The following is a 22590-nucleotide window of genomic DNA, read 5'->3' as shown; positions in this document are numbered from 1 at the left end:
CATACCCGGCTTCACCGCGGTTGCACCAGTCGCTCGATCCAGGCGCGGCTGTCGGCGGGGTCGATGACGTCGTCGAGTTCGAAGCTCGTCGCCGCCTGCAGGGCCTTGCCCTGCTGGTAGGCGAGGGCGACGAGCCGGCCGAACAACTCCTCGCGCTCGCGGGGTGTCTCCGCGGCGTCGAGTTCCTTGCGGAATCCGAGACGCACGGCCCCTTCGAGTCCCATTCCGCCGATCTCCCCCGTCGGCCACGCGACGGTGAATTCGGGTGCGTGGAAAGATCCGCCGGCCATCGCCATCGCGCCGAGGCCGTAGCCCTTGCGGAGGATGATCATGCCGAACGGGACCGTCAGGCGTGCGCCGGCGACGAAGAAGCGCCCGAAGCGGCGCACGGTGGCGTCCTTCTCCGATTCCGGTCCGACCATGAATCCCGGTGTGTCGCACAGACTCACCACGGGCAGCCGGTGCGATTCGCACAGTTCCAGGAAGTCCGTGGCCTTGTCGGCGGCCTCGGCATCGATCGCCCCACCGAGGTGGGCGCTGCTGTTGGCGAGCACGCCGTAGGAGGCGCCTTCGACGCGCATCAGAGCGGTGACGATGCCGACGCCGTAGTCCGGGCGCAGTTCGAGCACCGATCCGAGGTCGGCGATCGCGTCGATCGCCGACCGCACGTCGTAGGCGCGGAGACGGTTCTCCGGCACCACATGTCGCGCGAGACGCGGGTCGGGTGCCTGCCGGTCCTCGTGCGGCGCGGTGAAGTACGCGAGATATCGCCGGGCGACGTCCACGGCGTGCGCCTCGTCGCGCGCCGCGACGTGCACGACGCCGTTGCGGCGTTGCACGTCGATCGGCCCGATGTCCTCGGGGCGGTGCACGCCGAGTCCTCCGCCCTCGATCATCGCGGGGCCGCCCATGCCGATGTTGGCGTCGGGGGTCGCGATGAGCACGTCGCACACCCCGGCGAGCGCGGCGTTGCCCGCGAAGCAGCGGCCGGAGACGACCGCGACGGTGGGCACGCGTCCGCGCAGCGACGCCATCGAGCGGAAGGTGGGCAGGTCGAGGCCCGCACCGGAACCGGCGTCGACGTCCCCGGGTCGACCGCCACCACCCTCGGCGAACAGCACGAGCGGCACCCGCCGCCGGGCGGCGAGTTCGAGCAGCCGATCGGTCTTGCGGTGGTTGTTGCGGCCCTGGGTACCTGCGAGGACGGTGTAGTCGTAGGACATCACGACCACCTCGGCCCCGCCGATCCGTGCGGTGCCGCCGACAAGTCCGTCCGCCGGGGTGTTCGCGATCAGGTCCTCCTCGCTGCGGCGGCCGCGCTGGGCGGCGAGGACGAGCGGTCCGTATTCGACGAAGCTACCGTCATCGACGAGGTCGGCGATGTTCTCGCGCGCCGTGCGCCGGCCCCGCCCGTGCCGCTTCGCCACGATCTCGGGCCGCGCCGCATCGGTGGTGACCTCGTGCCTGCGGCGGATCTCGTCGAGGTCGGCACGGTCGGCGTCGAGGTCGGCCGCGGCGATGTCGTCCGTCGCGGTGTCCGTGTCGAGCACGCGGACCACCGCGAGCACGGTGCCCGGCTCGACGGTGCGTCCCGGCTCGACGAGCACACGTTCGACCACGGCACTGCCCGGTGCCCGGATCTCGTGCTGCATCTTCATCGCATCGAGCACGGCGAGCGGCGCACCGGCCGGAACGGTGTCGCCCGCGCGAGCGATCTCCACGACCGTGCCGACCATCTCGGCGTGCACCGCCTGTTCGTCGGCGCGCAGATCCGTGTACTCCACCGGTGCGGTCGGGGCGGTGTCGACGAAATCCGCGAGCCGCTCCCCCAGCCACGTGGTGCGGACATTGCCGGACCGGAACTCCTTGTCGTCCAGTATCTTCTGCAGGAGGTCGCGGTTGGTGCCGACACCGTCGACGATGAACTCGCCGAGTGCCGTCGACGCCTTGCGCAGCACGGCCGCGCGATCGCCGGAACGCACGTACGCGACGACCTTGGCGAGCAGCGAGTCGTAACGTCCGGTCACCTCGAGGCCGGGCCGGCCGTGGGTGTCGACGCGGATGCCCGGTCCGGTGGGTGGCGTGAACGCGGTGAGCGTCCCGGCTGTGGGCAGGGCGATCCCGTCGGGGCGCGGCGTCTCGGCGTTGACGCGCACCTGCACCGCGATGCCCTGCGCCGCCGCAGGACGTCCGCCGATCTTCTTGCCGTCGAAAGTGATGCCTTTCGGGAGACCGAGTTCGTCGAATCCCGTCCCGCGAGCGACCGCGAGCTGGGTCGCCACGAGGTCGACGCCGGTCACCTCCTCGGTGACGGTGTGCTCCACCTGGATCCGGGGGTTGACCTCGAGGAACACGAAACCGTCCTTGTGGACGAGGAATTCGACGGTGGACAGCCCGTGGCACCCGACCTGCCCGATCAGCCGGACCGCCGCGCCGTGCAGCGCCTCCCGCAGGGCGTCGGGCAGGTCGGGCGCGGGTGCGATCTCCACGAGCTTCTGGTGCCGGCGCTGCACGCTGCAGTCGCGGTCGCCCAACGCCACCGCGCGGGTACCCGACCCCGACTCGGCGGCCACGACCTGCACCTCGACGTGGCGGGCACGCTCGACGAGCACCTCGGCGTACAGCCGGTCGTCGTCGAAGGCGGCGTGTGCTTCGGCGGCGGCGAGCCGGAGCGCCTCATCGAGATCGGCGGCATCGCGGACCACGCGCATGCCGCGACCGCCACCACCCGACAGTGCCTTGACGACGATCCCGCCCGGACGGTCGCGCAGGAAGGCCCGCACGGACTCCGGATCCGTCGTCTCGACGGCAGCGGTCACCGGGATGCCGAGTTCCTCCGCCACCGAGCGGGCGGCCCGCTTGTCGCCGAGGACGCGCAGTGCTTCCGGGGACGGCCCGACGAAGGTGAGTCCGGCGTCCGCGCAGGCCTGCGCGAAGGCGGCGTTCTCGCTGAGGAATCCGTAACCGGGATGCACGAGCGTACATCCGGTCGCTCGGGCGACCCCGATGATCGCTCCGGGGTCGAGATAGGCCGAGGGACCGGACTCCGGTAGGGCCTCGGCTCGCGTGGCGGCGCGGACGTGCGGAGCGTCGGCGTCGTCCGCGGCGTGGACGGCGACGGTGTCGAGTCCGAGGTCCCCGGCCGTGCGGACGACACGCAACGCGATCTCACCCCGGTTGGCTACGAGCAACATCGACGATCCTTCCCTCGGCAGCGGTTGTATCAACTCCTACTCCGGTCGGCACCCGCACCGCAGACCGCCGTCTCACGCAACGACCACGGGACGGTAGCGCAGGGCGCGACCGAGACCGAGCGCCATCAGCACGGACGTGATCGACGCCGTCGCCATGATCGCGGCGAGCACGACCACCTGGAACCGTCCGGCCTCCACCGGCGACAACCCGCCGAAGATCGCGCCGACGAACGCCCCGGGCAGCGTCACCAGACCGGTCGTCTTCGTCTGGTCGGTCGACGGAATCATCGCCGCGTGCACGGCGAACCGGGCGGGTGAGAGCGTCGCCTGCCGCATCGTCGCGCCGAGTGCGAGCCAGCCCTCCACCTCGGGCCAATGGTCGTCGACGGTTTCGTGGAAGCGGCGACCGGCGAGGGCCGCGACCGTCATCGTGTTGCCGATGATGATGCCGCCGAGCGCGAGCGCGTAACGCGGGGTGGCCTCCACCGCGCCGGTCGCGAAGACGACACCCGCCGAGACGAGCACGCCGGTCAGCATCGCGGCGGCCGTCACCCCGCGCACGACGGCCTCGCTCCCGATCCGCCGGCAGGCCGTCCACCACGCGACGGTGAACATCACGACGAGCACCACCGCGACCCACCGGGCGTCGGTGATGACGCCGGAGAGCACGACGCTGATGAGCGCGAGTTGCACCGCGCCGCGGGCGATGGCACCGACGGGCGCGAATCGGTGCGGTACCCGGAACGCCCACAGCACCGCCGACGAGATCACGGCGAGGGCGAGGATGCCGATGATCGTGGGGATCAGGACGGTCGGGTCGATCACAGGGTCGACGTTAACGTCCCGGTCGCCGGGTGAGGCCCTATCGTCGCTCGGGCGCGGCGTGCGGCAGATCCGCGGTGGACGCCACGGGCCAGTGCAGCGGATCGGGGCCGAGCGTGCGGAGCTGCTCCACCTGCTCGCGGCACCACACCGACACCTCACGGCGTCCCTCGACGACGTCCTCGGAGAACTCCGTCCAGTCGGCCCATTCGGTGTCGTGCACCTCCGACGGTTCGGGGGTGGGCGCCGGCCCGTCGTAGAGCACGCGGAAGACCGGGCAGATCTCGTTCTCGACGATGCCGTTGTCCATCACCGCCCGGTAGCGGAAGGACGGCAGGACGACCTCGATGTCGTGCACGTCGAGCCCGAGTTCCTGACGCAGCCGGCGGCGCACGGCCTCGATGAGCGGCTCGTCGGGCGCCGGATGACCGCAGCAGCTGTTCGTCAGGACACCGGGGAAGGTCGACTTGTCCAGGGCCCGCCGGGTGAGCAGAACGTTGCCGTGGTGGTCGAAGACGTACGACGAGAAGGCGAGGTGCAGCGGGGTGTCGGTGGTGTGCACCGTGGCCTTCGGCTCGATCCCGACCGCGCGGCCTGCGTCGTCGAGCAGCACGACCTGTTCCATGTGATGTCCTGTTCTGTATTCGGGTCCGAATGCCGGCTCGGCCGGTCGGGCCTCACCGGCCGAGCGGCGCGGTGGGCATCCCCAGTCTCGACCGTGAACGCAGCGTGGTCCAACCGGCCGAGGCCAGCCGCGGTGCCGCCACCGACAACCGCCGGCGCCGCGACACGCGTGCGCGCTGGTGGAGTACCCGGTATCCGCTCTCCTCCACCGCCCGCAGGATGTCGCCGTAGAGGACGAAGGCGGTCCGCATCGCGGGACGCACCTTCGGGTCGAGCAGGTCGATGCCCGGTTCGGCCACACGGTAGATCGAGCGGGTGTGCGCGATCAGGTGCGCGAGGGCGCGTTCGAACCGCACGTCGCGCTGTCCGGTCCGGCGGCAGTGCCACAGCAGGTCCTCGTCCACGTCGAAGGCGGCGAGGATGTCGGCGGGCAGGTAGATGCGGTCGCGGTCGAGGTCCTCACCCATGTCGCGGATGAAGTTGGTGAGCTGGAAGGCCTCACCGAGTGCGGCGGCGGGAGCCTCGGCCTGTTCGCGTTCGCCCTCGATCCCGAGGATGGGCAGCATCTGCAGCCCGATGACGGCGGCCGAGCCGTACATGTACTCCGACAGTTCGTCCATCGTGCGGTACCGCGACCGGAACAGTTCGGTGCCGGGGATGTCCATCCGCATCGACCGCAGGAAGGCGTAGTAGTACTCGTGCGGGATGTCGTACCGCTGCGTGGTGTCGACGAGGGCCCGCAGCACGAGACCGAATTCGTCGTAGGTCGGCGGCCTGCCCCCGAGCGCGTCGGACAGACGGCGTTCGAGCGCGTCGAGAACCGGTGCCGCGTCGACCGGTTTCACGTCGACGATGTCGTCGACCATCCGCGCGAAACCGTAGAGGGCGTGCACCCCGGCCCGTTTGGACGCCGGGAAGATGCGGGTCGCGAGGAAGTAGGTCTTGCCATGGCGCCGGTTGAGCTCACGGCACAGTTGATACGCCTCGTGCAGATCGGGATCGATCCCGTCGAGTTCACCCATGGGCAACCGCACCTGCTTCCATCGGAATCGACATCGTCGTGGGCCCGGCAGTCGCGCCACCGGAGATACGTTCTGCGGCAAGACGTCCGGAGATGATCACGGTCGGGACGCCGACACCCGGCGTGGTACCCGACCCGGCGAGGACGACATTGTCGACGCCGTGCACGAGGTTCGGGCGGCGGAAGGGCCCGGTCTGCCGGAACAGGTGCGCCGCCGAGAAGGGGCTGCCGTCGAGCATGCCCTTGTCGGCCCAGGTCCGCGGGGTGTCGATGTGGTCGACTCGCATCGAACTCGCGAGTCCCCGATAGCCGCGCTGCTCGAGGACCTGCTGGATCTCCCGCATGTACGGCCTGCCGAGTCGGCCCCAATCGAGGGGTGCGGCAGCGAGATTCGGGCACGGAGCCAGCACCGAGACCGGTTCGCACTCGATACCGCCGCGCACGACCCGCAGGGACGGATCGGTCACGGCAGGTCGCGTGATGAGCAGGGACGGATCGGCCATCAACCGGCCGCGGCCGCGCGGGGCGGTGATCCGCGCGAAGGTCTCCGCCCACTCCTCACCGAAATCGATGGTGTGGTGGGACTCCGGCCAGGCCTGTGTCACCTCGGTGGGCACCGTGCCGTGGAAGACGACGGCCGAGGGCGACGCGACGGTGACGCTGCGGGCGCGGCGGCGCGGCGGGACCCCGGCGCGCAGCAGCAGGTCGTCGACCACGGGCAGGTCCACGGTGAGGACGACGGCGTCGGCGGCGAACTCCCGGCCGTCCGCGGAACGCACGCTCTTCGCGCGGCCGCCGTCGACGCGGAGTTCCGACACCTCGACCCCGGTGTGCACGGTGCCGCCGTTGCGGACGAGCGCATCGACCATCGCGGCGGCGATGGTGGACATGCCGCCCTTCGGAAAGTAGACGCCGAGCGAGGTGTCCATGTGGGCGATGGCGCCGTAGACCGCCAGGGCCGTCGACGGTGCGGTGCCCGCGTACAGGGCCTGGAAGGTGAAGATTCGCCGGAGCCGGTCGTCCCGGATGAACGACCCGACGCGCGATCCGAGCCGGCCGAAGCCGCCGAGCCGGACGAGGTTGGCGGTGTCGCGCAGCGCCGCGGGTGTCGACACGAGGTCGAGCGGCGAATCGAAGTTGGAGTCGATGTAGCGGTCGAACTCGGCGTCGAAGATCGACGCGAGCCAGCGGCGCAGCCGCCGATATCCGCCGGCCTCCTCGGAACCGCACACGCGCGCGATCTCGGCGGTCATCTCGTCCGGATCGGAGTACACGTTCAGGGCGGTGCCGTCCGCGAAGCGCGCGTGGTAGCCGGGTGCGAGCGGGGTGAGGTCGAGCGCCGGGATGGTCGAGTCGAAGGATTCCCCGACGGCCGCGAGCGCGTCGGCGATGAGGTTCGGCATCGTCAGCACACTGGCGCCGTTGTCGATGTCGTAGAGATGCCGCCCGTCCTCGAACACCGGGTACGTTCCCACGCGACCACCGACCGTGTTCTCGCGTTCGAGGACGGTGACGCGCCTGCCGGCACCGGTGAGGTGGAGCGCCGCGGACAGTCCCGCGAGGCCCGCACCCACCACGACGACGGACTCGACGGAGCCGCCGACCGACCTCACGCCTTGCCTACCTGCGCGCGCGGGGTCGTCTGCTCGGTGCGCGTGCGCGCTTCCATGAACAGCTGGAGGAAACCTGCGGACGGGTGCGGGTGCCGATTCTCGTTCTGCCGGGCTTCGTAGTTGGGCATGATCGGTCTTCCTCTGGTCGTCGCCTGAGCGGCGTGGGCGTGCGTAGTGGTTCGTGTCGGTCGGTTCGGGTGACGGCCCTCACGCCGTCTCTCCCCGTATTCGGAGCCCGTCGTCGAGCGGATGGGTCGGGTCTGCGGATTCGTCCCGGCCCTGGACGGGCGCGATACGGTCGAGGTATGGCTGCCCGCAAGACCGCTGTGCTCCGACGGCCGTCGGAGACCGACGACTACCTCTACGAACCCGTCGATCGCAGGATCAGAGGTGAGTGGTTCGGCCGGACGGTGGTCGACAGCACCCGGGCCGTGCTGGTGTGGGCACCCGGCAAGCCCGTTCCGTTCTATGCCTTCCCCCGCGAGGACGTCCGGCTCGACCTGATCGCGGCCTCCCTGTCACCGAGCCGCTCCCGGCAGGATGTCTGGCAGTGGTACGACATCGTCGTCCGCGACCATCGGGCCTATTCACCGGTCTGCCAGCTCGACGTCGACGGTCTCGACGACCGTCTCGTCTTCCAGTGGTTCCGGTGGGGCGAGACCGGGCCGGGCGACGACGTCGACGAGGGTGAACGGTGGTTCGAGGAGGAGACCGAAGTGTTCACCCATCCACGCGATCCCTATCACCGCGTCGACGCCCTGCGCAGCTCCCGGCACGTGCGGGTGACCATCGGCGACGTCGTGGTCGCCGAGACCCGCAACCCCGTACTCGTGTTCGAGACCGGCCTCCCGACCCGCTACTACCTCCCTCCCGAGGACGTCGACTTCTCGGTGCTCGAGGAATCCGAGTGGCGGACGAGCTGCCCCTACAAGGGCGTCGCCCGATACTGGTCGTTCTCCGGCACACCGCCTGCCGAGAACGTCGCATGGTCGTATCCCGAGCCGTTCCCCGGCATGGAGCCCATCGAGGGATACGTGTGCTTCTACGACGACGCCGCGGAGATCACGGTCGAGGAGTGAGTGCGTCGGCTGCGGGACGCAGCGCTGCCCCGATCCCCGAGCCGCGGGCCTGGCGCGCACTGGCGGCCCTGTGCGTGGGTCTGTTCATCACCCTGCTCGACCAATCGCTCGTCGCGGTGTCGCTGCCGCGTATCCGCGAGGATCTGGACGCGAGCATCAACCAGGTGGTGTGGGTGTCGGCGGCCTATCTGCTGACCTTCGCGGTGCCGCTGCTGGTCACCGGTCGTCTCGGCGACCGTTTCGGTCAGCGCAACGTCTACCTGGTGGGCATGGCGATCTTCACGGCCGCGGCCTTCGCGTGCTCGATGGCTCCGACGATCGAGTGGCTGATCGCGCTGCGTGCGGTGCAGGGGCTCGGCGGGTCGCTGATCAACCCGCAACCGCTGAGCATCATCCACCGGATCTTCGCGCACGACCGGCGCGGTGCGGCCACCGGTGTGTGGAGCGCGGTGGCCAGCTCGGCGGGTCTGTTCGGGCCCGTCCTCGGTGGGGTGCTCGTCGGTACCGGTGGGTGGCGGTGGGTCTTCTTCGTCTACATCCCGCTGGGCCTGATCTCTCTGGTGATGGTCGCGCGGTACGTGCCGAAACTGCCGACCGGGGCGCGTCGCATCGACGTGCTGAGCGCCGTCGTCTCGCTGGTCGCGGTCACCGGCGTGATCTTCTCCCTGCAGCAGGGTCCCGATGTCGGCTGGACCGTGTGGGTGTGGGTCGTCCTCGGTATCGGGATCGTGGCGTTCGGGGTGTTCGTGCGTCTGCAGCGGACCGCGGTGGCCCGCGGCACCGAGGCGCTGGCCCCGCTCGGGTTGTTCACCCGCCGCAACTTCACCCTCGGGGTGACCGCCGTGGCGACGCTGGGTTTCACGGTCTACGCCGTGAACCTGCCGATCATGCTCTACCTGCAGGTGGGTCAGGGACTGTCCGCGCAGGTCGCAGGTCTGATGCTGGTACCGATGGGCGTGATCTCGGTGATCATGGCGCCCTTGATCGGGCGGGTCACCGATCGGGTCGCGCCGGGCCGGATCTCCCGGATCGGTTTCTCCGCGATGATCGCGGCGATGCTGTCGTTCGGTGTGGCGATGCATCTCGAGGCCACCGTCGGCTGGCTCCTGATCCCGATCGTGCTGCTCGGTTTCGCGAACTCGTTGTGCTGGGCCCCGAACTCGACGATCGCATTGCGCGACCTGCCCGGTGACCTCGTAGGCGCCGGATCGGGTGTGTACAACACCGCCCGGCAGGTCGGTGCGGTACTCGGTGCGGCCGCCCTCGGCGCGGTGATGCAGATGGGTGAGGGGACGCTCGGGTTCGGTGCCGCGATGGGCAATGCGGTGTTGCTCCCGGTGGTCTTCCTCCTGGTGGGACTGGTGGCGGTCTCCCGTTTCCGAGAGAGTTCCACCGTCACCAGCGCAACGGGTGCGTGAGCAACCGTCATCGGCGCAGCAGGTGCGTGACCAGGCGTCCGCCTTCCTCCAGGGACATGTGGGGAAGATAGGCACGACCGACCGCGATCCCGATGGTCGGCAGCGCCGCCGGGTCCGGGAACACCATGTACAGCGGGCGGTAACGGGGCTGGAACTTCGCCTTGAACGCCAGCAGCGAGCGGAATCCGTATACCGGTTCGAGCGTGCGGCCGAGCAGATCGAGCAGGGCGTCGAGGGCTCCTCGGTCGAGTCCGGACCCACCGTCCATACTCGCGAGGGGCGCCCCCGACAAGCTCAGGAATTCGAGGCCCTCGTCGGCGGCGGACCGTGCCGCGGACGCGATGAGGAATTCCATGGCCGGCCGGAAGCCGTCCGAACGTCGCCGCATGAAGTCCAGCGTCAGCCCGACCACCTTCCCGTCCCGGTGGACCGGCATCCACGACGTGATCGCATGGACGTGGTCGTTCGCGTCGACCGCGAGCAGCAACCGGACTTCGGGATCGCGCAGTTCGGCGACTCCTCCGAGCGTGAACCCCATCTCGGGCAGTCCCTTGTCGGCCACCCATTCCTCGGAGATGTCGACGATCTGCTCGGTCACCGACAGCGGCGCGGCGGCGAAGGTCGTCCATCGCGCTTCGATCCCGTCCTTGGCAGCACGGTTGAGGGCGGTGCGGACGTCCTGGAACTTCTTGCCCTTGAAGGCGAGGTCCGCGAGATCGACGACGGTCTCCTCACCCACCTGCAAACAGGTCCAACCGTGGTCCCGGGCGATCGTCGCCGTCTCCTCGCCCACCGAGTACAGGCACGGTGTCCATCCGTTGCCGAGGCAGTACGCCGCGAACTCGTCGATCGTCTCGGTCATCGAGGCGCGCTCACCGATCGGATCCGTCGCCGTCAGGGCGACACCCGAGTGGACCCGATACGCCACGGCGTGCCTGCCGTCGTTGCCGAACCAGTACCGATTCCCCGCCCAGGTGGTCATCCACGACATCGATCCGCCGCCCGGGTCGTGCAGGAGTTCTCGCACCCGCTGTTCGTCGCCGAGGTCGACCCCGGCAGGGGGCACGAGGAAGCTGCGCCACAGGAGCACGCAGAAGGCGACCCAGACGATCACGCCGATCCACTCGAACAACAGGGTGGCGGCGGTGTCGAGGGGCATCACGGGAGGCTCGAAGAGCTGGAGATAGACCGGTGGAAGGAGCCGGCGCGGCGCGTCGCGGAGCAAGGTGCCGATGCCGGGATCACGATCGAACCCGTCCGCCACCAGCGTGCCCACCACCACGCACGTCACGAGCGCGATGCCTGCGGCGGCTGCGGTTCCGGCCCATACCCGGCGATAGGTTCCCTGCGGTGCACGGACATCGAACAGGGTGCGGGTCAGCAGTAACAGGGCGAGCACGGAGACCAGCGCGAGGAGTGGCGCGAGTTCCATGGATACGGAGCTGTGCCGGTGGATTCCGTACAACAGGGAGCGGGTCTCGTCCTGTTCGGTCACGCGGACGATCGTGCTCGCGGCGGCCACGACGATCAGCACGATGTGTCCTCCGACCGAAAGGAACCATGCTGCCCGCCGCCCTCGACGCAGCCCTTCGGCACCGATCAGCAGCAGTACCGACGGCATGAGATTCGCGACGAGCGGACCTGCACCGGAGAGCCGAAGGGCCTGTTGCCCTTTCCGGCACTCGTCGTGCAGCGCGGGATCGGCACACACCTCGACGAGTTCTCGCGGGGTGTAGGGAACCTGCTCGAACAGCTCGCGTAGCGCGGACAGCGGTCCGATCGAGTGTGGGGAGAGCGCCGCGAAGATCGGGCCGAGCACGCTCGCTGCGACCACGAGCGCGACGAGCGTGCGGCGCTCCCGGATGGTGCCGCCGAGCACAGGACGGCGCACACCGCGTCCGAACAGGAGCGGGCCGGCGAGCAACCCGGCCAGCGCGACGGTCACCCTGTTCACGTCCTGCAGGTGTCCGGCGAACAAGGCTGTGGTCACCAGGAAAACCAGCAGGAGTGTCCGGATGCGGCGACGCCACAGGGTGCCCATCGCGGTGGTGGAGGCGAGCAGGACGCCGAGCACCCACGCCAGCGGGTCCTCGGTGAGGTGGGTGTGCAGCTCCCTGCCCCACAGGTTCGGCACCAGGGAGGCGACCTGAGCAACGAGCAATGCGAGTGCCGCGCCCAGGCCCTGTGAGACGAGCGCGGCGAGCGTGAACCTGCGACTGCCGATGCGACGTTCGACCGGCACCGCGACGGCGAGGATCGCAATGCTTCCGAGCACATACTCACCGGGACCGGAGGCGAACAACCCTGAAGTCCACAGTGTCCACAGGTGGCCGTCGGTGATATTCGGGATCCCGAGCGACATCTCGGATGCCGTTGCGTGCGACGGCCCGTTCCTCACAGAACCGGTGACGACCGCCAGGAACCAGGTCAGCACGAGCAGTCCGCACGAGACGGGCGCCCGGAGCACCACCGTCCCGGTGCGGGACATCAGCACCCCCGCCCCTGTGCGGCGCATCAGTTGCCGAGCCCGAGCCGTTGTGCGAGCCATGGCAACTCCTTCTCGAGCCCTGCGGACCACAGGGCGAAGCTGTGTGTGCCCGGCAGTTCGGTGAGGTGGACGTCCATCCCCGCGCTCCGAGCCAACGAAGCGAGTTGTTCCACCCCGGCACGGTATTCGGAATCGTCGAGTCCCACCACGAAAGCACCGGCGGAATCGGGATACCGATTGCGTGCGAGCAGGTCGGCAGGATTGTTGCGCGCGAATGCTTCCGCATCACCACCGAACACGTCCCGGATCGTCGACGCCCGGTCACCGATGGTCGGCTCGGCCTGTCCCGACATGTCCAGAAAGGTCGGGTAGACATCTGGCCGGGTGGTCGCGAGTTGCAGTGCGCACGTTCCGCCGTACGAGAGTCCGCCCACGGCCCGTGCCCGTGGGTCGTCGTCGACCTGCAGGTCGTCCCGTACCCACGCCGGAACGTCGACGGCCAGATAGGTCGCCACGTTGCCGAGATGCGAGTCGGCGCACAACGGGTTGTCGAACTGACCTCCGGTGCCGTCCGCGAGCACGACGACCGGCGCCAGGCCGTGATGCTGCGCGGCATAGGCGTCCATGGTGGACGGGAGATGTCCGCCCACGAGCCAGTCCTCCGGACTGCCGGGCTGTCCGGCGAGCAGTACCAGCACCGGCAGTTCCGGTCGTGGATCCGAGAAGTAGGCCGGCGGGAGGTAGACGCGGGCTTCCCGCGCCCGGAATCCGGAGACTGTTCCGGGAATCGTCACAGAGGTGACCGCACCGGTCGCAGGCAGATCGTCCGACGCCGACCAGTCCTCCACCGGCACGGTCTGCGATGCCCGGAGGGAGGGGTCGTCGAAGGGGACGGTCCGGTAGTCGCTGATTCCGAGAACAGTCCGAACGGTGGGATAGGCGTCGTAGACCGCGTCGATCCGGCCCGCGGCGGAGATCACGACGAGTACCGCAGACACCACGAGTGCCGTCGCGACGAGTGGTCGGGCCCGGTCGCGACGTCGCACGAACCATCGTCCGATCAGTAGGGAGACGGCGAGCAGTGCCGTTGCCGCCCACCCGTACACCGCCCACGGCAGACGATCCGGGAACGGTTTCCACACCTTCTCGATCAGGAGCGCGGCTACCACCGTCGAGCCGAGGGCGGCGGTTACTGCGAGGGGTACTCCGTGTGCGAACCACACCCGGTAGCGGCGGAGGAGCAACACGATCAGACCGATGACCGTGAGGATCGCGAACACCGCCGTCGCCGTGGGGGTGGTGAGCGGTATTCCCAGCACTCCGTTCACCATCCTGGTCGAGGACATGGCGATCAGTATGCGCGGCCTTACACCCACCTGTCCGACATCACCGTCGAGACCATCGCAGAACAAGCGGAGGTTTCTCCACGCACGCGCTGATCGCCGCTACGGCGGCCGGTGCGGTGCTGTTCGTCGCGGTGGAACGACGCGTCGCCGAACCCGCGATCGGCTGGTGCTCCTGTCGACCCTCGGCGCGGACACCCCGATCTGGGTGCTGGGCTGCTGGTTCGCCGTGCTCGGCATCGGATTCGGCACGTCCATGCAGCTTCTCGTGCTGATCGTGCAGAATTCCGGTTCTCGAGGCGTACAACGACGCGCTCGTGCCGATCTACCTGTACATTGCGCCGCTCGTGGTGGTCGCCGGGGTCCTGCTGTGCCTCGTCGTCGAGAAACCCCTCGCGACCACCATCGCATGGAAGAGCGATCCGGCTCCTAGCGACCCGGCAGCCACTGCATCGACTTGACGAAGGGGGCGAGCACCTTCGCCCACACCCGCCGCGGAAGTCCGCGCGGGCCGTCGAGATTGAGCAGGCGCGTCGTCGCGATCGTCTGCGCCTCGGTGTACTTGTACAGGCCCTCCGCGCCGTGGCGGCGTCCCATGCCGGAGATGCCCATACCGCCCATCGGTGCGTCGGTGCTGCCCCATGCCGGGGCGTATCCCTCGTCGACGTTCACCGTGCCGGCACGCACCCGCGCGGCGATGGCCTCGCCCTGCGCCTTCGTCGCGCCCCACACCGATGCGTTGAGCCCGTACTCGGTGTCGTTGGCCTCGCGGATCGCTTCTTCGACATTCTCCACCGGATAGATCGACACCACCGGGCCGAACGTCTCGTTCCGGTAGCACTCGGCGTCCTCGGGCACGTCGGTGAGCACGGTGGGTTCGAAGAACAGCGGTCCGAGGTCGGGCCGCGTCTTCCCGCCGGCGACGACGGTCGCGCCCTTGGCGACGGCGTCCTCGATGTGCCGGGTCACCGTCTTGACCTGGCTCTCGCTGATGAGGCAGCCCATCTCGGTACCGAAGTCGTAGTCGGGACCGAGCGACATCTCGCGCACCCGTGCCCCGAACATCCGGATGAACTCGGGGGCGATCGACTTCTCGACGTAGATCCGCTCGATCGAGATGCACAGCTGCCCGGAGTTCGAGAAGCATGCCCGCACGGCGGCGTCGGTGACCTCGCGCAGGTTCACCCCGGAGGTGACGATCATGGGGTTCTTGCCGCCGAGTTCGGCGGAGAACCCGATCAGGCGCCGGCCGGCCTGCTCGGCGAGCAGACGTCCCGTCTCCGACGAACCCGTGAACATCAGGTAGTCGGCGCTCTCGACGATCGCGGTGCCCACCACGGTGCCGGGACCGGTGACCACGGCGAAGACGTCGCGGGGGACCCCGGCCTCGTAGAGGAGTTCGACGACGGCGAGCGCGCAGTAGGGCGTCTGGCTGTCGGGCTTGAGCACCACGCTGTTGCCGGCGAGCAGGGCGGGGATCGCGTCGGAGACGGCCAGCGTCATCGGGTAGTTCCACGGCGCGATCACGCCGACGACGCCCTTGGGATGGTGCAGGACGGTGGTCTTCGTCAGGACCGGCAGCATGCCCGTGGCCTTGCGGGGGCGCAGGAGCTTCGGTGCGACGCGCGCGTAGAACCGCGCGGTCATCGAGATGTCGAGCACCTCTTCCTGCGCGGAGACACGGGACTTGCCGGTCTCGGCCTGCGCCATGTCCATGAGCTGCTCGCGTCGGGACAGCACGAGCTCGCGGTAGCGGTGCATGATCGCGGCGCGCTTCTCGACGGGCAGCTTCGCCCACGCGACCTGCGCGATGCGGGCCCGGTCGATCGCGGCCTTCGCGTCATCGGCCGTGCCGACCGGCACGGTGGCCAGCTCCCGGCCGGTGAACGCCTCGACGACGGGGCGGGTGGTCCGCTCGGCGGCGTCGGGGATCGCGATGAGGTCGGCAAGACGCTGGAAGGTCGCAGCGCTCGGAGCTGGCATGTTGCACCCCTACCGGTGAGTAGTACTTGCAGTTTCACTAAACCTACTCGGGTGCGTGTGTGCTGTCACACAGGCGTGGCATCGAGGCCCGTCTCCCGATCGTCGCGTCGCTCGGGACCTGCTTCGACGATCCCCTGAGCGACCTCCGCGAGAGGGACGTTGCTGTCCTGCGAGAGCCGGCGCAACAGTTCGAAGGCCGCAACGGCATCGATACCGAAACGCTCCATGATCATGCCCTTGGCCTGCCCGATGATGTCGCGGGTCGCCAGGGCGGACGCGAACTGTCCCCGACTGCGCGCCGCGCTCATCGCCATCGCGGCATGAGCGGCCAGGACCTCGGCGGTCGCCTCCGCCGGAGGACCGAACGCCTCGGCTTTCGCAGAGAACATGTTCAGCGCTCCCATGCTCTCCTGATCGAGATACAGCTGGAACGACAAGGTACTGAGCACACCCGCGTCCACCGCGGCCTTCGCGAAACGCGGCCAGCGGGTCTCCGTCCGCAGGTCTTCGGAGCGCACCACGAGATATTTGAAGCTCGCATCGAGGCACGGACCTTCCCCGAACTGTTCCTGGACGTCGTCGAGATGCTCGGCGAGTTCCGACGTCGCGGCGAGAGAGCGGAAATGCTTCCCTCCGGTCACGATGAGGACGTCGGCGCAGTCGGCCCCCTCCACCAGTTCGACCGCGGCCGCGGTCACGCCGCGCAGGGTCTCGTCGAGATCGGCCGGATGGTAGAAGCCGCGAGCGAGCTGGGCCATACGCCGCCCGAGATCGCCCGCTTCCGACGCACGTGTCATGGGTTCATCCCTTCTCCACCGAGTTCGTAACCCCGCGGATCCGCCGACCGTATTGCCCGATTCAGCGAGCTCTACACCGCCGTCCTCCTCATCGGAACACGACTTCTTCCATTTCTACCCCGATAGTCTGGACTGATGGATCCGCCGGTGACCCGGTATCTACCCCGCGATGGTCACAATCCGGCCTACGGGGTGGCCGGAACCGGCCCCACCGACGTCGTGTGGTTCTTCGAGGTCCAGATGCATCTGGACCTGTTGTGGACCGATCCGTACATGCACTCGCTCTTCGAACGCCTCGCCACCTGTTCGCGCGCCGTCTGTTTCCAGCGCCGCGGTTTCGGGCTCTCCGATCCCGTCGACCACGTGCCCACGATCGAACAGCAGGCCGAGGACGTCCCCGCCGTCATGGACGCCGAGCAGATCCGGCACGCCACCCTCATCGAGGATCGGCCCGATCGCCCAGGAAGCCGGCGTGGGAACCCTGGTGCTCTCGCACATGGTCCCGGGCAATCGGCCCGATTCCACCTGGGAAGGATGCGGCGCCGGATTCGACGGGCGCCTCGTCATCGGCCACGACCTCGACGTGATCGGCGTCGGAGCCCCGGCCTGACCCCGTGCGCCGGAGCCCCGGCCTGACCCCGTGCGTCGGAGACGCAGCGTGAGCCCGTTCTATTCGCCCGTGTAGAACGCACTCGTCCGCTCGGCGGCTGCGCGTGCCTGTTCGGGGTCCTCGCCCGCGGCGATGTCGGCCTCGCACCAGCCTTCGCTGCTGTCGCGGACGAACTGCAGACCTTCCTCGGACATCGACCAGGTCTCGAATTCCTTCGGATCCACCGTTTCTCCCGATTCGATGTGCAGTCCGAGTCCGAGAAGCGCCTGGTCCCAGCCGATACCGACTGCGCCCGGACCGTACTGCTCCCAGTGCTCGTCGGGGTGGGCGATGTGCGTCAGTTCCAGGCGCGCCCGGTCTCCCGGTTCGGGCAGGACCGACACCTCGATCCAGCTCATGCGACCAGCGAATTCCCAGGTGGCCGTGAACGTCCGGGGCGGTTCGCAGGTGAGGACCTCACCGCCGGCGTTGCCCTGGAGCTGGTACCGGCCACCGACCTCGAGGTCGCCCTCGACGGGCAGGAACCAGCGGGGGATGCGCTGCGGGTCGGTGCACGCCTCCCACAGGTCCTCGGCGCTCGTGCGGTAGCTGCGCGAGATCGTGACGACCTTGGCCTCGTGGCCTTCGACGGTGCGACGACCGACCGTGCGGCGACTCGTCTCGTTGCTCGTGATCACGTTCTTCATGAGGATTTCCTTCTCTCGTCGGAAGCAGGGAGCGCGGGCGGGACGGCGTCGCGGCTCCGCCGCTCACGCTTGCCGCGCGCGATCTCGGTCTCCAGGGCGTCCAGCGCCGCGAATACCGGCGTATGCAGACCCGCGAGCCAGTCCTCGAGTTCGACGAGGACCTCGGGATCGAGTTCGTAGTAGCGGCGGGTGCCGTCCTTGCGGACGGCGGCGAACCGCTGGTCGCGCAGGATCTTGAGATGTTGCGAGACCGCCGGCTGGGAGATCGAGAACTCCCGGCCGATCGCCGCGACGATTTCACCGGCCACCTGCGGACCGCCCGCGAGCAGTTCGAGAATGCGGCGGCGAACCGGATCTGCGAGGACCTCGAACCCGTGCATGGACCAACTATATAAGTTCCTACTTATATTCACCAGAAGGACGGTTCCGCTACCTAGACTGCGACATATGACGACAACGACGCGCGTCTCCGAGGAAAAGGTCGACCGAGCGGTCATCGACGAACGGGCCCCCTCGGTCGCCCGCCTGTTGCTCGATCGAGTGGCCGCCACACCCGACGCCGAGGCCTTCCGCTACCCCGACGGGAAGGACGGCTGGACGTCGGTCACCTGGGAACAGACCGGGGATCGGGTACGACTGCTCGCGGCCGGCTTGATCTCCCTGGGTATCGAGGCCGAGGACCGCGTGGCCCTCGCGTCGTCCACCCGCTACGAATGGGTGCTCGGCGACCTCGCCGTCATGTGCGCGGGCGCCGCGACCACCACCGTCTACCCCACCACCCACGCCGACGACGTCGCGTTCATCGTCGCCGACTCCGGCAGCCGGATCGTCATCGCCGAGGACGCCGGGCAGGTCGAGAAGCTCGTGAGCCACCGCAGCGATCTGCCCGAGGTGGCGAAGGTCGTGGTCGTCGAGGGCACCGGCGACGGTGATTGGGTCATCAATTTCGACGAGCTCGCCGACCTGGGCCGCGGCCTGCTCGCCGAGGATTCCGGAGCGGTGCTCAACCGCATCCACAGCATCAGGGCCGAGCACCTGGCCACCCTCATCTACACCTCGGGTACCACCGGCAAACCGAAGGGCGTGCGCCTGCCGCACTCGGCGTGGACCTACGAGGCCGCCGCCATCGACGCGCTGCACATGCTCAGCTCCGACGACCTGCAGTATCTGTGGCTGCCGCTGTCGCACGTCTTCGGCAAGGTGCTGCTCACCCTCCCTCTGCAGATCGGCTTCCCCACCGCGGTGGACGGACGTGTCGACAAGATCGTCGAGAACCTCGCGGTGGTCCGCCCGACCTTCATGGGTGCGGCCCCGCGCATCTTCGAGAAGGCCCACGCGCGCGTCGAGGGAATGATGGAGGAGGAAGGCGGCGCCAAGAAGAAGATCTTCGACTGGGCCGTAGGCGTGGGCCGGAAGGTGTCGAAGGCGAAGCAGGCCGGCAGGTCGCCCGGACTGCTGGACAAACTGCAGCACGGCCTCGCCGACAAGCTGGTCTTCTCCACCATCCGCGAACGCTTCGGCGGTCACCTGCGGTTCTTCATCTCCGGTTCGGCGGCGCTCAACCCCGAGGTCGGCGAATGGTTCGACGCCGTCGGCATCCCCGTCCTCGAGGGTTACGGACTCACCGAGACCTCTGCCGCGACGTTCGTCAACCGTCCCTACGCCAACCGCATCGGCACGGTCGGCTGGCCCGTCCCGGGCACGGAGGTCCGCATCGCGGAGGACGGCGAGGTGCTCGTCCGCGGCCCCGGTGTGATGACCGGCTACCACAACCGGCCCGACGCGACCGCCGAGTCGCTCTCCGACGACGGATGGTTCCACACCGGCGACATCGGCAGCCTCGACGACGAGGGCTACCTGCGCATCACCGACCGCAAGAAGGACATGTTCAAGACGTCGCAGGGCAAGTACGTCGCCCCGTCGTCGCTGGCAGCGACCTTCAAAGGCATGTGCCCGTACGCGTCGGAGATCGTCGTCTACGGCGAGGGCAAGCCCTACTGCGTGGCGCTGGTGGCGCTCGATCCGGAATCCGTCGGCGAGTGGGCGAACAAGAACGGTGTGAGCGGATCGTTCGAGGACATCGCACGGCACGACAAGACCCACGATCTGATCTCCGGATACATCGACGAGCTGAACCTGCAGCTCAACCGGTGGGAGCAGATCAAGAAGTTCACGATCATCGAGCGTGAACTGTCGGTCGAATCGGGTGATCTGACGCCGAGCATGAAGCTGCGCAGGAAGGTCGTCGTCGACAACTTCGCCGACAGGCTGGCAGGCCTCTACGAAGGGTGACGGCCTATCCTGGGTCTCATGATGAGTAGTGCACGACCGAATTTCCTGCAGCGGATCGGCTACATGTTCGGTCGCGCGCTACCGCCCGAGATGCGGGAGTGGGTACGCGACGACGTCCTGGGCCCCGGCGGAACACGCCGCTACCTGCTGCGATGGAACCTGCCGATCATCCCGCTGCTCCTGCTGTTCCTGCTGATCCCGGGGCCGGTGTGGATCCCGATCGCGATGATGCTGTTGCTGCTGCTGCCATGGGTCTACTTCTCGGTGGCGTTGATGCCCATCTGGCAGCGGCACCGCCTCCAGCAGCACGGTCTCGATCCGGAACTGCTCAGCGCGAAGGCACGCGCCCGCGCCGCCCGCGAACGAGAGGACTACGAACGCCGTTTCGGTCGCGCGTCCTGACCGGACCTCCCACGGTGCGGGGCAGCGTGTCCGCTTATCCTCGCACCATGAGTGACACCCCTGCCTTCACAGCCACAGCAGACCTCGCCGACGAGATCGGCCCGGACATCCGCAGCTGCGACACGCAGTTCATCCAGTTCGGCGGCCGCACCGAGTTCGTCGGCCCCATCACCACCATCCGCTGCTTCCAGGACAACCTGCTCGTCAAGCAGACCCTCTCCGAGCCGGGCAACGGCGGCGTGCTCGTCGTCGACGGCGGTGGCAGCATCCACACCGCGCTCGTCGGTGACATCATCGCCGGTCGCGGTGTCGACAACGGCTGGGCCGGGGTCATCGTCAACGGCGCGGTCCGCGACTCCGCCATCCTGCGCACACTCGACATCGGCATCAAGGCCCTCGGCACCAACCCGCGCAAGAGCACCCAGACCGGCTCCGGCGAGAAGAACGTGCCCGTCGAGATCGGCGGCGTGACGTTCAACCCGGGCGAGATCGTCTACAGCGACTCCGACGGCGTCGTCGTCCGCGTCGAGAACTGATCAGCCGAGCGCGCGGGTCGACCCGCTATTCGTGCGCGACCCGCGCGCTCGCCCCGGCGATCTCCACCACGTCGCCCACCTTCAGCTGACGGCCGCGACGCACCTCCACCTCACCGTTGACCGACACCAGGCCGTCGGCGATCACTTCCTTGGCCTCCGCACCCGACTCGATGAGGCTTGCGAGCTTGAGGAACTGACCGAGCCGGATCGACTCGTCACGGATCGGTACATCGAATGCGTCGGACATGGCACCCATTGTCCCCGACACTGGATCCATGGCCCGCCCCAGCATCATCTGGTTCCGTCGTGATCTCCGACTGAACGATCTGCCCACCCTGCTCTCGGCCACCGAGGCCGCCGACGACGTCCTCGCCCTGTTCGTCCTCGACGACGCACTGCTCCGCCCGTCCGGTGCCCGCCGGCGCGACTTCCTCATGGGATGCCTGCAAGCCCTCGACCGGGATCTCGACGGGCGCCTGCTCGTCGTCCAGGGAGACCCGATGATGCTGGTGCCGCAAGTCGCCGCCGAGTTCGATGCGGCCGCGGTCCACATCAGTTCCGACCACGGTCCCTACGGCACGCGACGCGACCGAGCGGTCGCCGAAGCGCTCGGCGACGTCCCGCTGGTGGCCACCGGCTCGCCGTATGCCGTCACGCCGGGCCGCATAACGAAACCCGACGGCACTGCATACAAGGTGTTCTCGGCCTTCCGCCGCGCCTGGAACGACCACGGATGGCACACACCCGCGGCAACCGGACCGGACACCGCCGACTGGGTCGACCCGAGCGGCTGCTCCACACGCGTGCCGATTCCCGAAGCCGGCGACGAACCCACACCTCCCCTCGGAGAGGCGGCCGCACTGGAGCGATGGCGCGAATTCCTCGACGACGGTCTCGAGCGGTACGCCACCGACCGTGACCGGCCGGCCTACGACGGCACGAGCGGCCTGTCGCCCTATCTGAAGTTCGGCTGCATCCATCCGCGGACCCTGCTGCACGACATGAGGAACCGGTCGGACGAGGGGGCCGTCACCTTCCGCAGCGAACTGGCGTGGCGCGACTTCTACGCCGACGTCCTGTTCCAGCGGCCCGAGACCGCCCGGACCAACTACAACAGCGACTTCGACGCCATCACCTACGATTCCGGACCCGACGCCGACGCCCTGTTCGCCGCGTGGTGCGAGGGCCGCACGGGATTCCCGATCGTGGACGCCGGGATGCGGCAGCTCCTCGCAGAGGGCGTCATGCACAACCGGGTGCGGATGATCGTCGCGTCGTTCCTGACGAAGGACCTGCACCTGCCGTGGTGGCGTGGGGCGCGACATTTCATGAAGCATCTGGTGGACGGCGATCTGGCCTCCAACCAACACAATTGGCAGTGGACGGCGGGCAGCGGCACCGACGCCGCTCCCTACTTCCGGGTGTTCAATCCGACCCGGCAGGGCGAGAAGTTCGATCCGACGGGTGAATACGTACGCAGATGGGTACCCGAACTGCGGAGCATCGACGGCGCTCGTGTGCACAGCCTGCCCGACGGCCCTCCGGACGGATACCCGGAACCGGTCGTCGATCACGCACACGAACGCCGCGTCGCTCTGGACAGATACGAGCGGATTCGCTCACCCCGATGAAGAAGACGGCGAAACGACCCATCCGGTCGTGGCGGTGCTCCGAACAACTTC

Annotated in this window: 21 protein-coding genes; 7 read left to right on the top strand and 14 right to left on the bottom strand. The window is 68.6% G+C overall.

Features of this window, described 5'->3' with window-relative positions; all coding sequences use genetic code 11:
- Positions 1–11: 11 nt before the first annotated feature.
- The 6 genes from RBB84_RS21700 to RBB84_RS21675 all read right to left on the bottom strand — a co-directional run bounded on the left by RBB84_RS21700 (position 12) and on the right by RBB84_RS21675 (position 7402).
- A complete protein-coding gene (locus tag RBB84_RS21700; protein WP_350246817.1) occupies positions 12–3194 on the bottom strand; it encodes a carboxyl transferase domain-containing protein in 3183 nt (1060 codons plus the stop codon).
- A 72-nt stretch (positions 3195–3266) separates the two neighbouring features.
- On the bottom strand, positions 3267–4019 hold the full coding sequence (locus tag RBB84_RS21695) for an ABC transporter permease (protein ID WP_024102624.1): 753 nt from the start codon (positions 4017–4019) through the stop codon (positions 3267–3269).
- 37 nt (positions 4020–4056) lie between these two features.
- Positions 4057–4641, bottom strand: a complete 585-nt coding sequence (idi, locus tag RBB84_RS21690; RefSeq protein ID WP_064256886.1) for an isopentenyl-diphosphate Delta-isomerase — start codon at positions 4639–4641, stop codon at positions 4057–4059.
- Positions 4642–4693: 52 nt separating this feature from the next.
- A complete protein-coding gene (locus RBB84_RS21685; RefSeq protein ID WP_006553367.1) occupies positions 4694–5662 on the bottom strand; it encodes a phytoene/squalene synthase family protein in 969 nt (322 codons plus the stop codon).
- Positions 5655–7274 carry a phytoene desaturase family protein gene (crtI, locus tag RBB84_RS21680; RefSeq protein ID WP_350246815.1) on the bottom strand — a complete coding sequence of 540 codons (1620 nt, stop codon included), beginning with the start codon at positions 7272–7274 and terminating at the stop codon, positions 5655–5657. The genes RBB84_RS21685 and crtI overlap by 8 nt, the downstream gene beginning before the upstream one ends.
- Positions 7271–7402, bottom strand: a complete 132-nt coding sequence (locus RBB84_RS21675; RefSeq protein ID WP_257605954.1) for a hypothetical protein — start codon at positions 7400–7402, stop codon at positions 7271–7273. Before RBB84_RS21675 ends, crtI begins: the two co-directional genes overlap by 4 nt.
- A gap of 177 nt (positions 7403–7579) precedes the next feature.
- On the opposite strand from RBB84_RS21675, the gene RBB84_RS21670 reads away from it, so the two are divergent.
- Together RBB84_RS21670 and RBB84_RS21665 are read left to right on the top strand one after the other, a co-directional pair.
- Positions 7580–8353, top strand: coding sequence for a DUF427 domain-containing protein (locus RBB84_RS21670; RefSeq protein ID WP_019290393.1), 774 nt, complete (start codon positions 7580–7582; stop codon positions 8351–8353).
- Positions 8350–9771 (top strand): DHA2 family efflux MFS transporter permease subunit, encoded by a 1422-nt coding sequence (locus RBB84_RS21665; RefSeq protein WP_006553364.1) that lies wholly within the window; start codon positions 8350–8352, stop codon positions 9769–9771. Before RBB84_RS21670 ends, RBB84_RS21665 begins: the two co-directional genes overlap by 4 nt.
- Positions 9772–9778: 7 nt before the next feature.
- Here RBB84_RS21665 and RBB84_RS21660 read toward each other — a convergent pair whose 3' ends face one another.
- From RBB84_RS21660 to RBB84_RS21640, 5 genes are all read right to left on the bottom strand, one after another.
- Positions 9779–12319: a DUF2156 domain-containing protein gene (locus RBB84_RS21660; protein WP_350246812.1), complete on the bottom strand. Its 2541-nt coding sequence runs from the start codon at positions 12317–12319 to the stop codon at positions 9779–9781.
- Positions 12286–13605 carry an alpha/beta hydrolase-fold protein gene (locus RBB84_RS21655; RefSeq protein ID WP_033097879.1) on the bottom strand — a complete coding sequence of 440 codons (1320 nt, stop codon included), beginning with the start codon at positions 13603–13605 and terminating at the stop codon, positions 12286–12288. The genes RBB84_RS21660 and RBB84_RS21655 overlap by 34 nt, the downstream gene beginning before the upstream one ends.
- 426 nt (positions 13606–14031) lie before the next feature.
- The gene (locus RBB84_RS21650) at positions 14032–15585 is read right to left on the bottom strand and encodes a succinic semialdehyde dehydrogenase (RefSeq protein ID WP_350246810.1); all 1554 of its coding nucleotides are present in this window, start codon (positions 15583–15585) and stop codon (positions 14032–14034) included.
- A 65-nt stretch (positions 15586–15650) separates the two neighbouring features.
- On the bottom strand, positions 15651–16382 hold the full coding sequence (locus RBB84_RS21645) for a GAF and ANTAR domain-containing protein (protein WP_024102615.1): 732 nt from the start codon (positions 16380–16382) through the stop codon (positions 15651–15653).
- A gap of 159 nt (positions 16383–16541) precedes the next feature.
- Positions 16542–16811 carry a hypothetical protein gene (locus RBB84_RS21640; protein ID WP_024102614.1) on the bottom strand — a complete coding sequence of 90 codons (270 nt, stop codon included), beginning with the start codon at positions 16809–16811 and terminating at the stop codon, positions 16542–16544.
- A gap of 43 nt (positions 16812–16854) precedes the next feature.
- Here RBB84_RS21640 and RBB84_RS21635 point away from each other — a divergent pair, with 43 nt between their 5' ends.
- Entirely contained in the window at positions 16855–16992 is a 138-nt protein-coding gene (locus tag RBB84_RS21635; protein ID WP_019290400.1) for a hypothetical protein, read from the top strand.
- A 59-nt stretch (positions 16993–17051) separates the two neighbouring features.
- Here RBB84_RS21635 and RBB84_RS21630 read toward each other — a convergent pair whose 3' ends face one another.
- Positions 17052–17678 carry an SRPBCC family protein gene (locus tag RBB84_RS21630; RefSeq protein WP_350246808.1) on the bottom strand — a complete coding sequence of 209 codons (627 nt, stop codon included), beginning with the start codon at positions 17676–17678 and terminating at the stop codon, positions 17052–17054.
- Positions 17675–18058 (bottom strand): metalloregulator ArsR/SmtB family transcription factor, encoded by a 384-nt coding sequence (locus RBB84_RS21625; protein ID WP_350246806.1) that lies wholly within the window; start codon positions 18056–18058, stop codon positions 17675–17677. The genes RBB84_RS21630 and RBB84_RS21625 overlap by 4 nt, the downstream gene beginning before the upstream one ends.
- Before the next feature lie 67 nt (positions 18059–18125).
- On the opposite strand from RBB84_RS21625, the gene RBB84_RS21620 reads away from it, so the two are divergent.
- From RBB84_RS21620 to rraA, 3 genes are read left to right on the top strand one after another with little or no spacing between them, the layout of a single operon-like run.
- Positions 18126–19970 carry a long-chain fatty acid--CoA ligase gene (locus RBB84_RS21620; RefSeq protein ID WP_019290401.1) on the top strand — a complete coding sequence of 615 codons (1845 nt, stop codon included), beginning with the start codon at positions 18126–18128 and terminating at the stop codon, positions 19968–19970.
- Between the two features lie 18 nt (positions 19971–19988).
- Positions 19989–20372, top strand: a complete 384-nt coding sequence (locus RBB84_RS21615) for a DUF5313 family protein (protein WP_006553356.1) — start codon at positions 19989–19991, stop codon at positions 20370–20372.
- Between the two features lie 47 nt (positions 20373–20419).
- On the top strand, positions 20420–20908 hold the full coding sequence (gene rraA / locus RBB84_RS21610) for a ribonuclease E activity regulator RraA (RefSeq protein WP_006553355.1): 489 nt from the start codon (positions 20420–20422) through the stop codon (positions 20906–20908).
- 25 nt (positions 20909–20933) lie between these two features.
- Here rraA and RBB84_RS21605 read toward each other — a convergent pair whose 3' ends face one another.
- On the bottom strand, positions 20934–21155 hold the full coding sequence (locus tag RBB84_RS21605) for an RNA-binding S4 domain-containing protein (RefSeq protein ID WP_006553353.1): 222 nt from the start codon (positions 21153–21155) through the stop codon (positions 20934–20936).
- A gap of 28 nt (positions 21156–21183) precedes the next feature.
- Between RBB84_RS21605 and RBB84_RS21600 the strand changes: the two genes are divergently transcribed.
- Positions 21184–22539, top strand: a complete 1356-nt coding sequence (locus RBB84_RS21600) for a deoxyribodipyrimidine photo-lyase (protein WP_350246803.1) — start codon at positions 21184–21186, stop codon at positions 22537–22539.
- The last annotated feature ends 51 nt before the right edge of the window (positions 22540–22590 follow it).

Origin of the sequence: Rhodococcus sp. D-6, from assembly GCF_040256695.1 — a bacterium.
GTDB classification, from domain to species: Bacteria; Actinomycetota; Actinomycetes; order Mycobacteriales; family Mycobacteriaceae; genus Rhodococcus; species Rhodococcus pyridinivorans.
Note: the sequence above shows the minus strand (reverse complement) of the source record. Positions and strands in the feature narration are given on the sequence as shown.

Excerpts from the sequence above, each read along its gene's own strand:
- RBB84_RS21700 (WP_350246817.1), bottom strand. The coding sequence starts at position 3,194 with ATGTTGCTCGTAGCCAACCGGGGTGAGATCGCGTTGCGTGTCGTCCGC.
- idi (WP_064256886.1), bottom strand. The coding sequence starts at position 4,641 with ATGGAACAGGTCGTGCTGCTCGACGACGCAGGCCGCGCGGTCGGGATC.
- RBB84_RS21685 (WP_006553367.1), bottom strand. The coding sequence starts at position 5,662 with ATGGGTGAACTCGACGGGATCGATCCCGATCTGCACGAGGCGTATCAA.
- RBB84_RS21675 (WP_257605954.1), bottom strand. The coding sequence starts at position 7,402 with ATGCCCAACTACGAAGCCCGGCAGAACGAGAATCGGCACCCGCACCCG.
- RBB84_RS21670 (WP_019290393.1), top strand. The coding sequence starts at position 7,580 with ATGGCTGCCCGCAAGACCGCTGTGCTCCGACGGCCGTCGGAGACCGAC.
- RBB84_RS21660 (WP_350246812.1), bottom strand. The coding sequence starts at position 12,319 with ATGGCTCGCACAACGGCTCGGGCTCGGCAACTGATGCGCCGCACAGGG.
- RBB84_RS21655 (WP_033097879.1), bottom strand. The coding sequence starts at position 13,605 with ATGTCCTCGACCAGGATGGTGAACGGAGTGCTGGGAATACCGCTCACC.
- RBB84_RS21650 (WP_350246810.1), bottom strand. The coding sequence starts at position 15,585 with ATGCCAGCTCCGAGCGCTGCGACCTTCCAGCGTCTTGCCGACCTCATC.
- RBB84_RS21645 (WP_024102615.1), bottom strand. The coding sequence starts at position 16,382 with ATGACACGTGCGTCGGAAGCGGGCGATCTCGGGCGGCGTATGGCCCAG.
- RBB84_RS21630 (WP_350246808.1), bottom strand. The coding sequence starts at position 17,678 with ATGAAGAACGTGATCACGAGCAACGAGACGAGTCGCCGCACGGTCGGT.
- RBB84_RS21625 (WP_350246806.1), bottom strand. The coding sequence starts at position 18,058 with ATGCACGGGTTCGAGGTCCTCGCAGATCCGGTTCGCCGCCGCATTCTC.
- RBB84_RS21620 (WP_019290401.1), top strand. The coding sequence starts at position 18,126 with ATGACGACAACGACGCGCGTCTCCGAGGAAAAGGTCGACCGAGCGGTC.
- RBB84_RS21615 (WP_006553356.1), top strand. The coding sequence starts at position 19,989 with ATGATGAGTAGTGCACGACCGAATTTCCTGCAGCGGATCGGCTACATG.
- rraA (WP_006553355.1), top strand. The coding sequence starts at position 20,420 with ATGAGTGACACCCCTGCCTTCACAGCCACAGCAGACCTCGCCGACGAG.
- RBB84_RS21605 (WP_006553353.1), bottom strand. The coding sequence starts at position 21,155 with ATGTCCGACGCATTCGATGTACCGATCCGTGACGAGTCGATCCGGCTC.
- RBB84_RS21600 (WP_350246803.1), top strand. The coding sequence starts at position 21,184 with ATGGCCCGCCCCAGCATCATCTGGTTCCGTCGTGATCTCCGACTGAAC.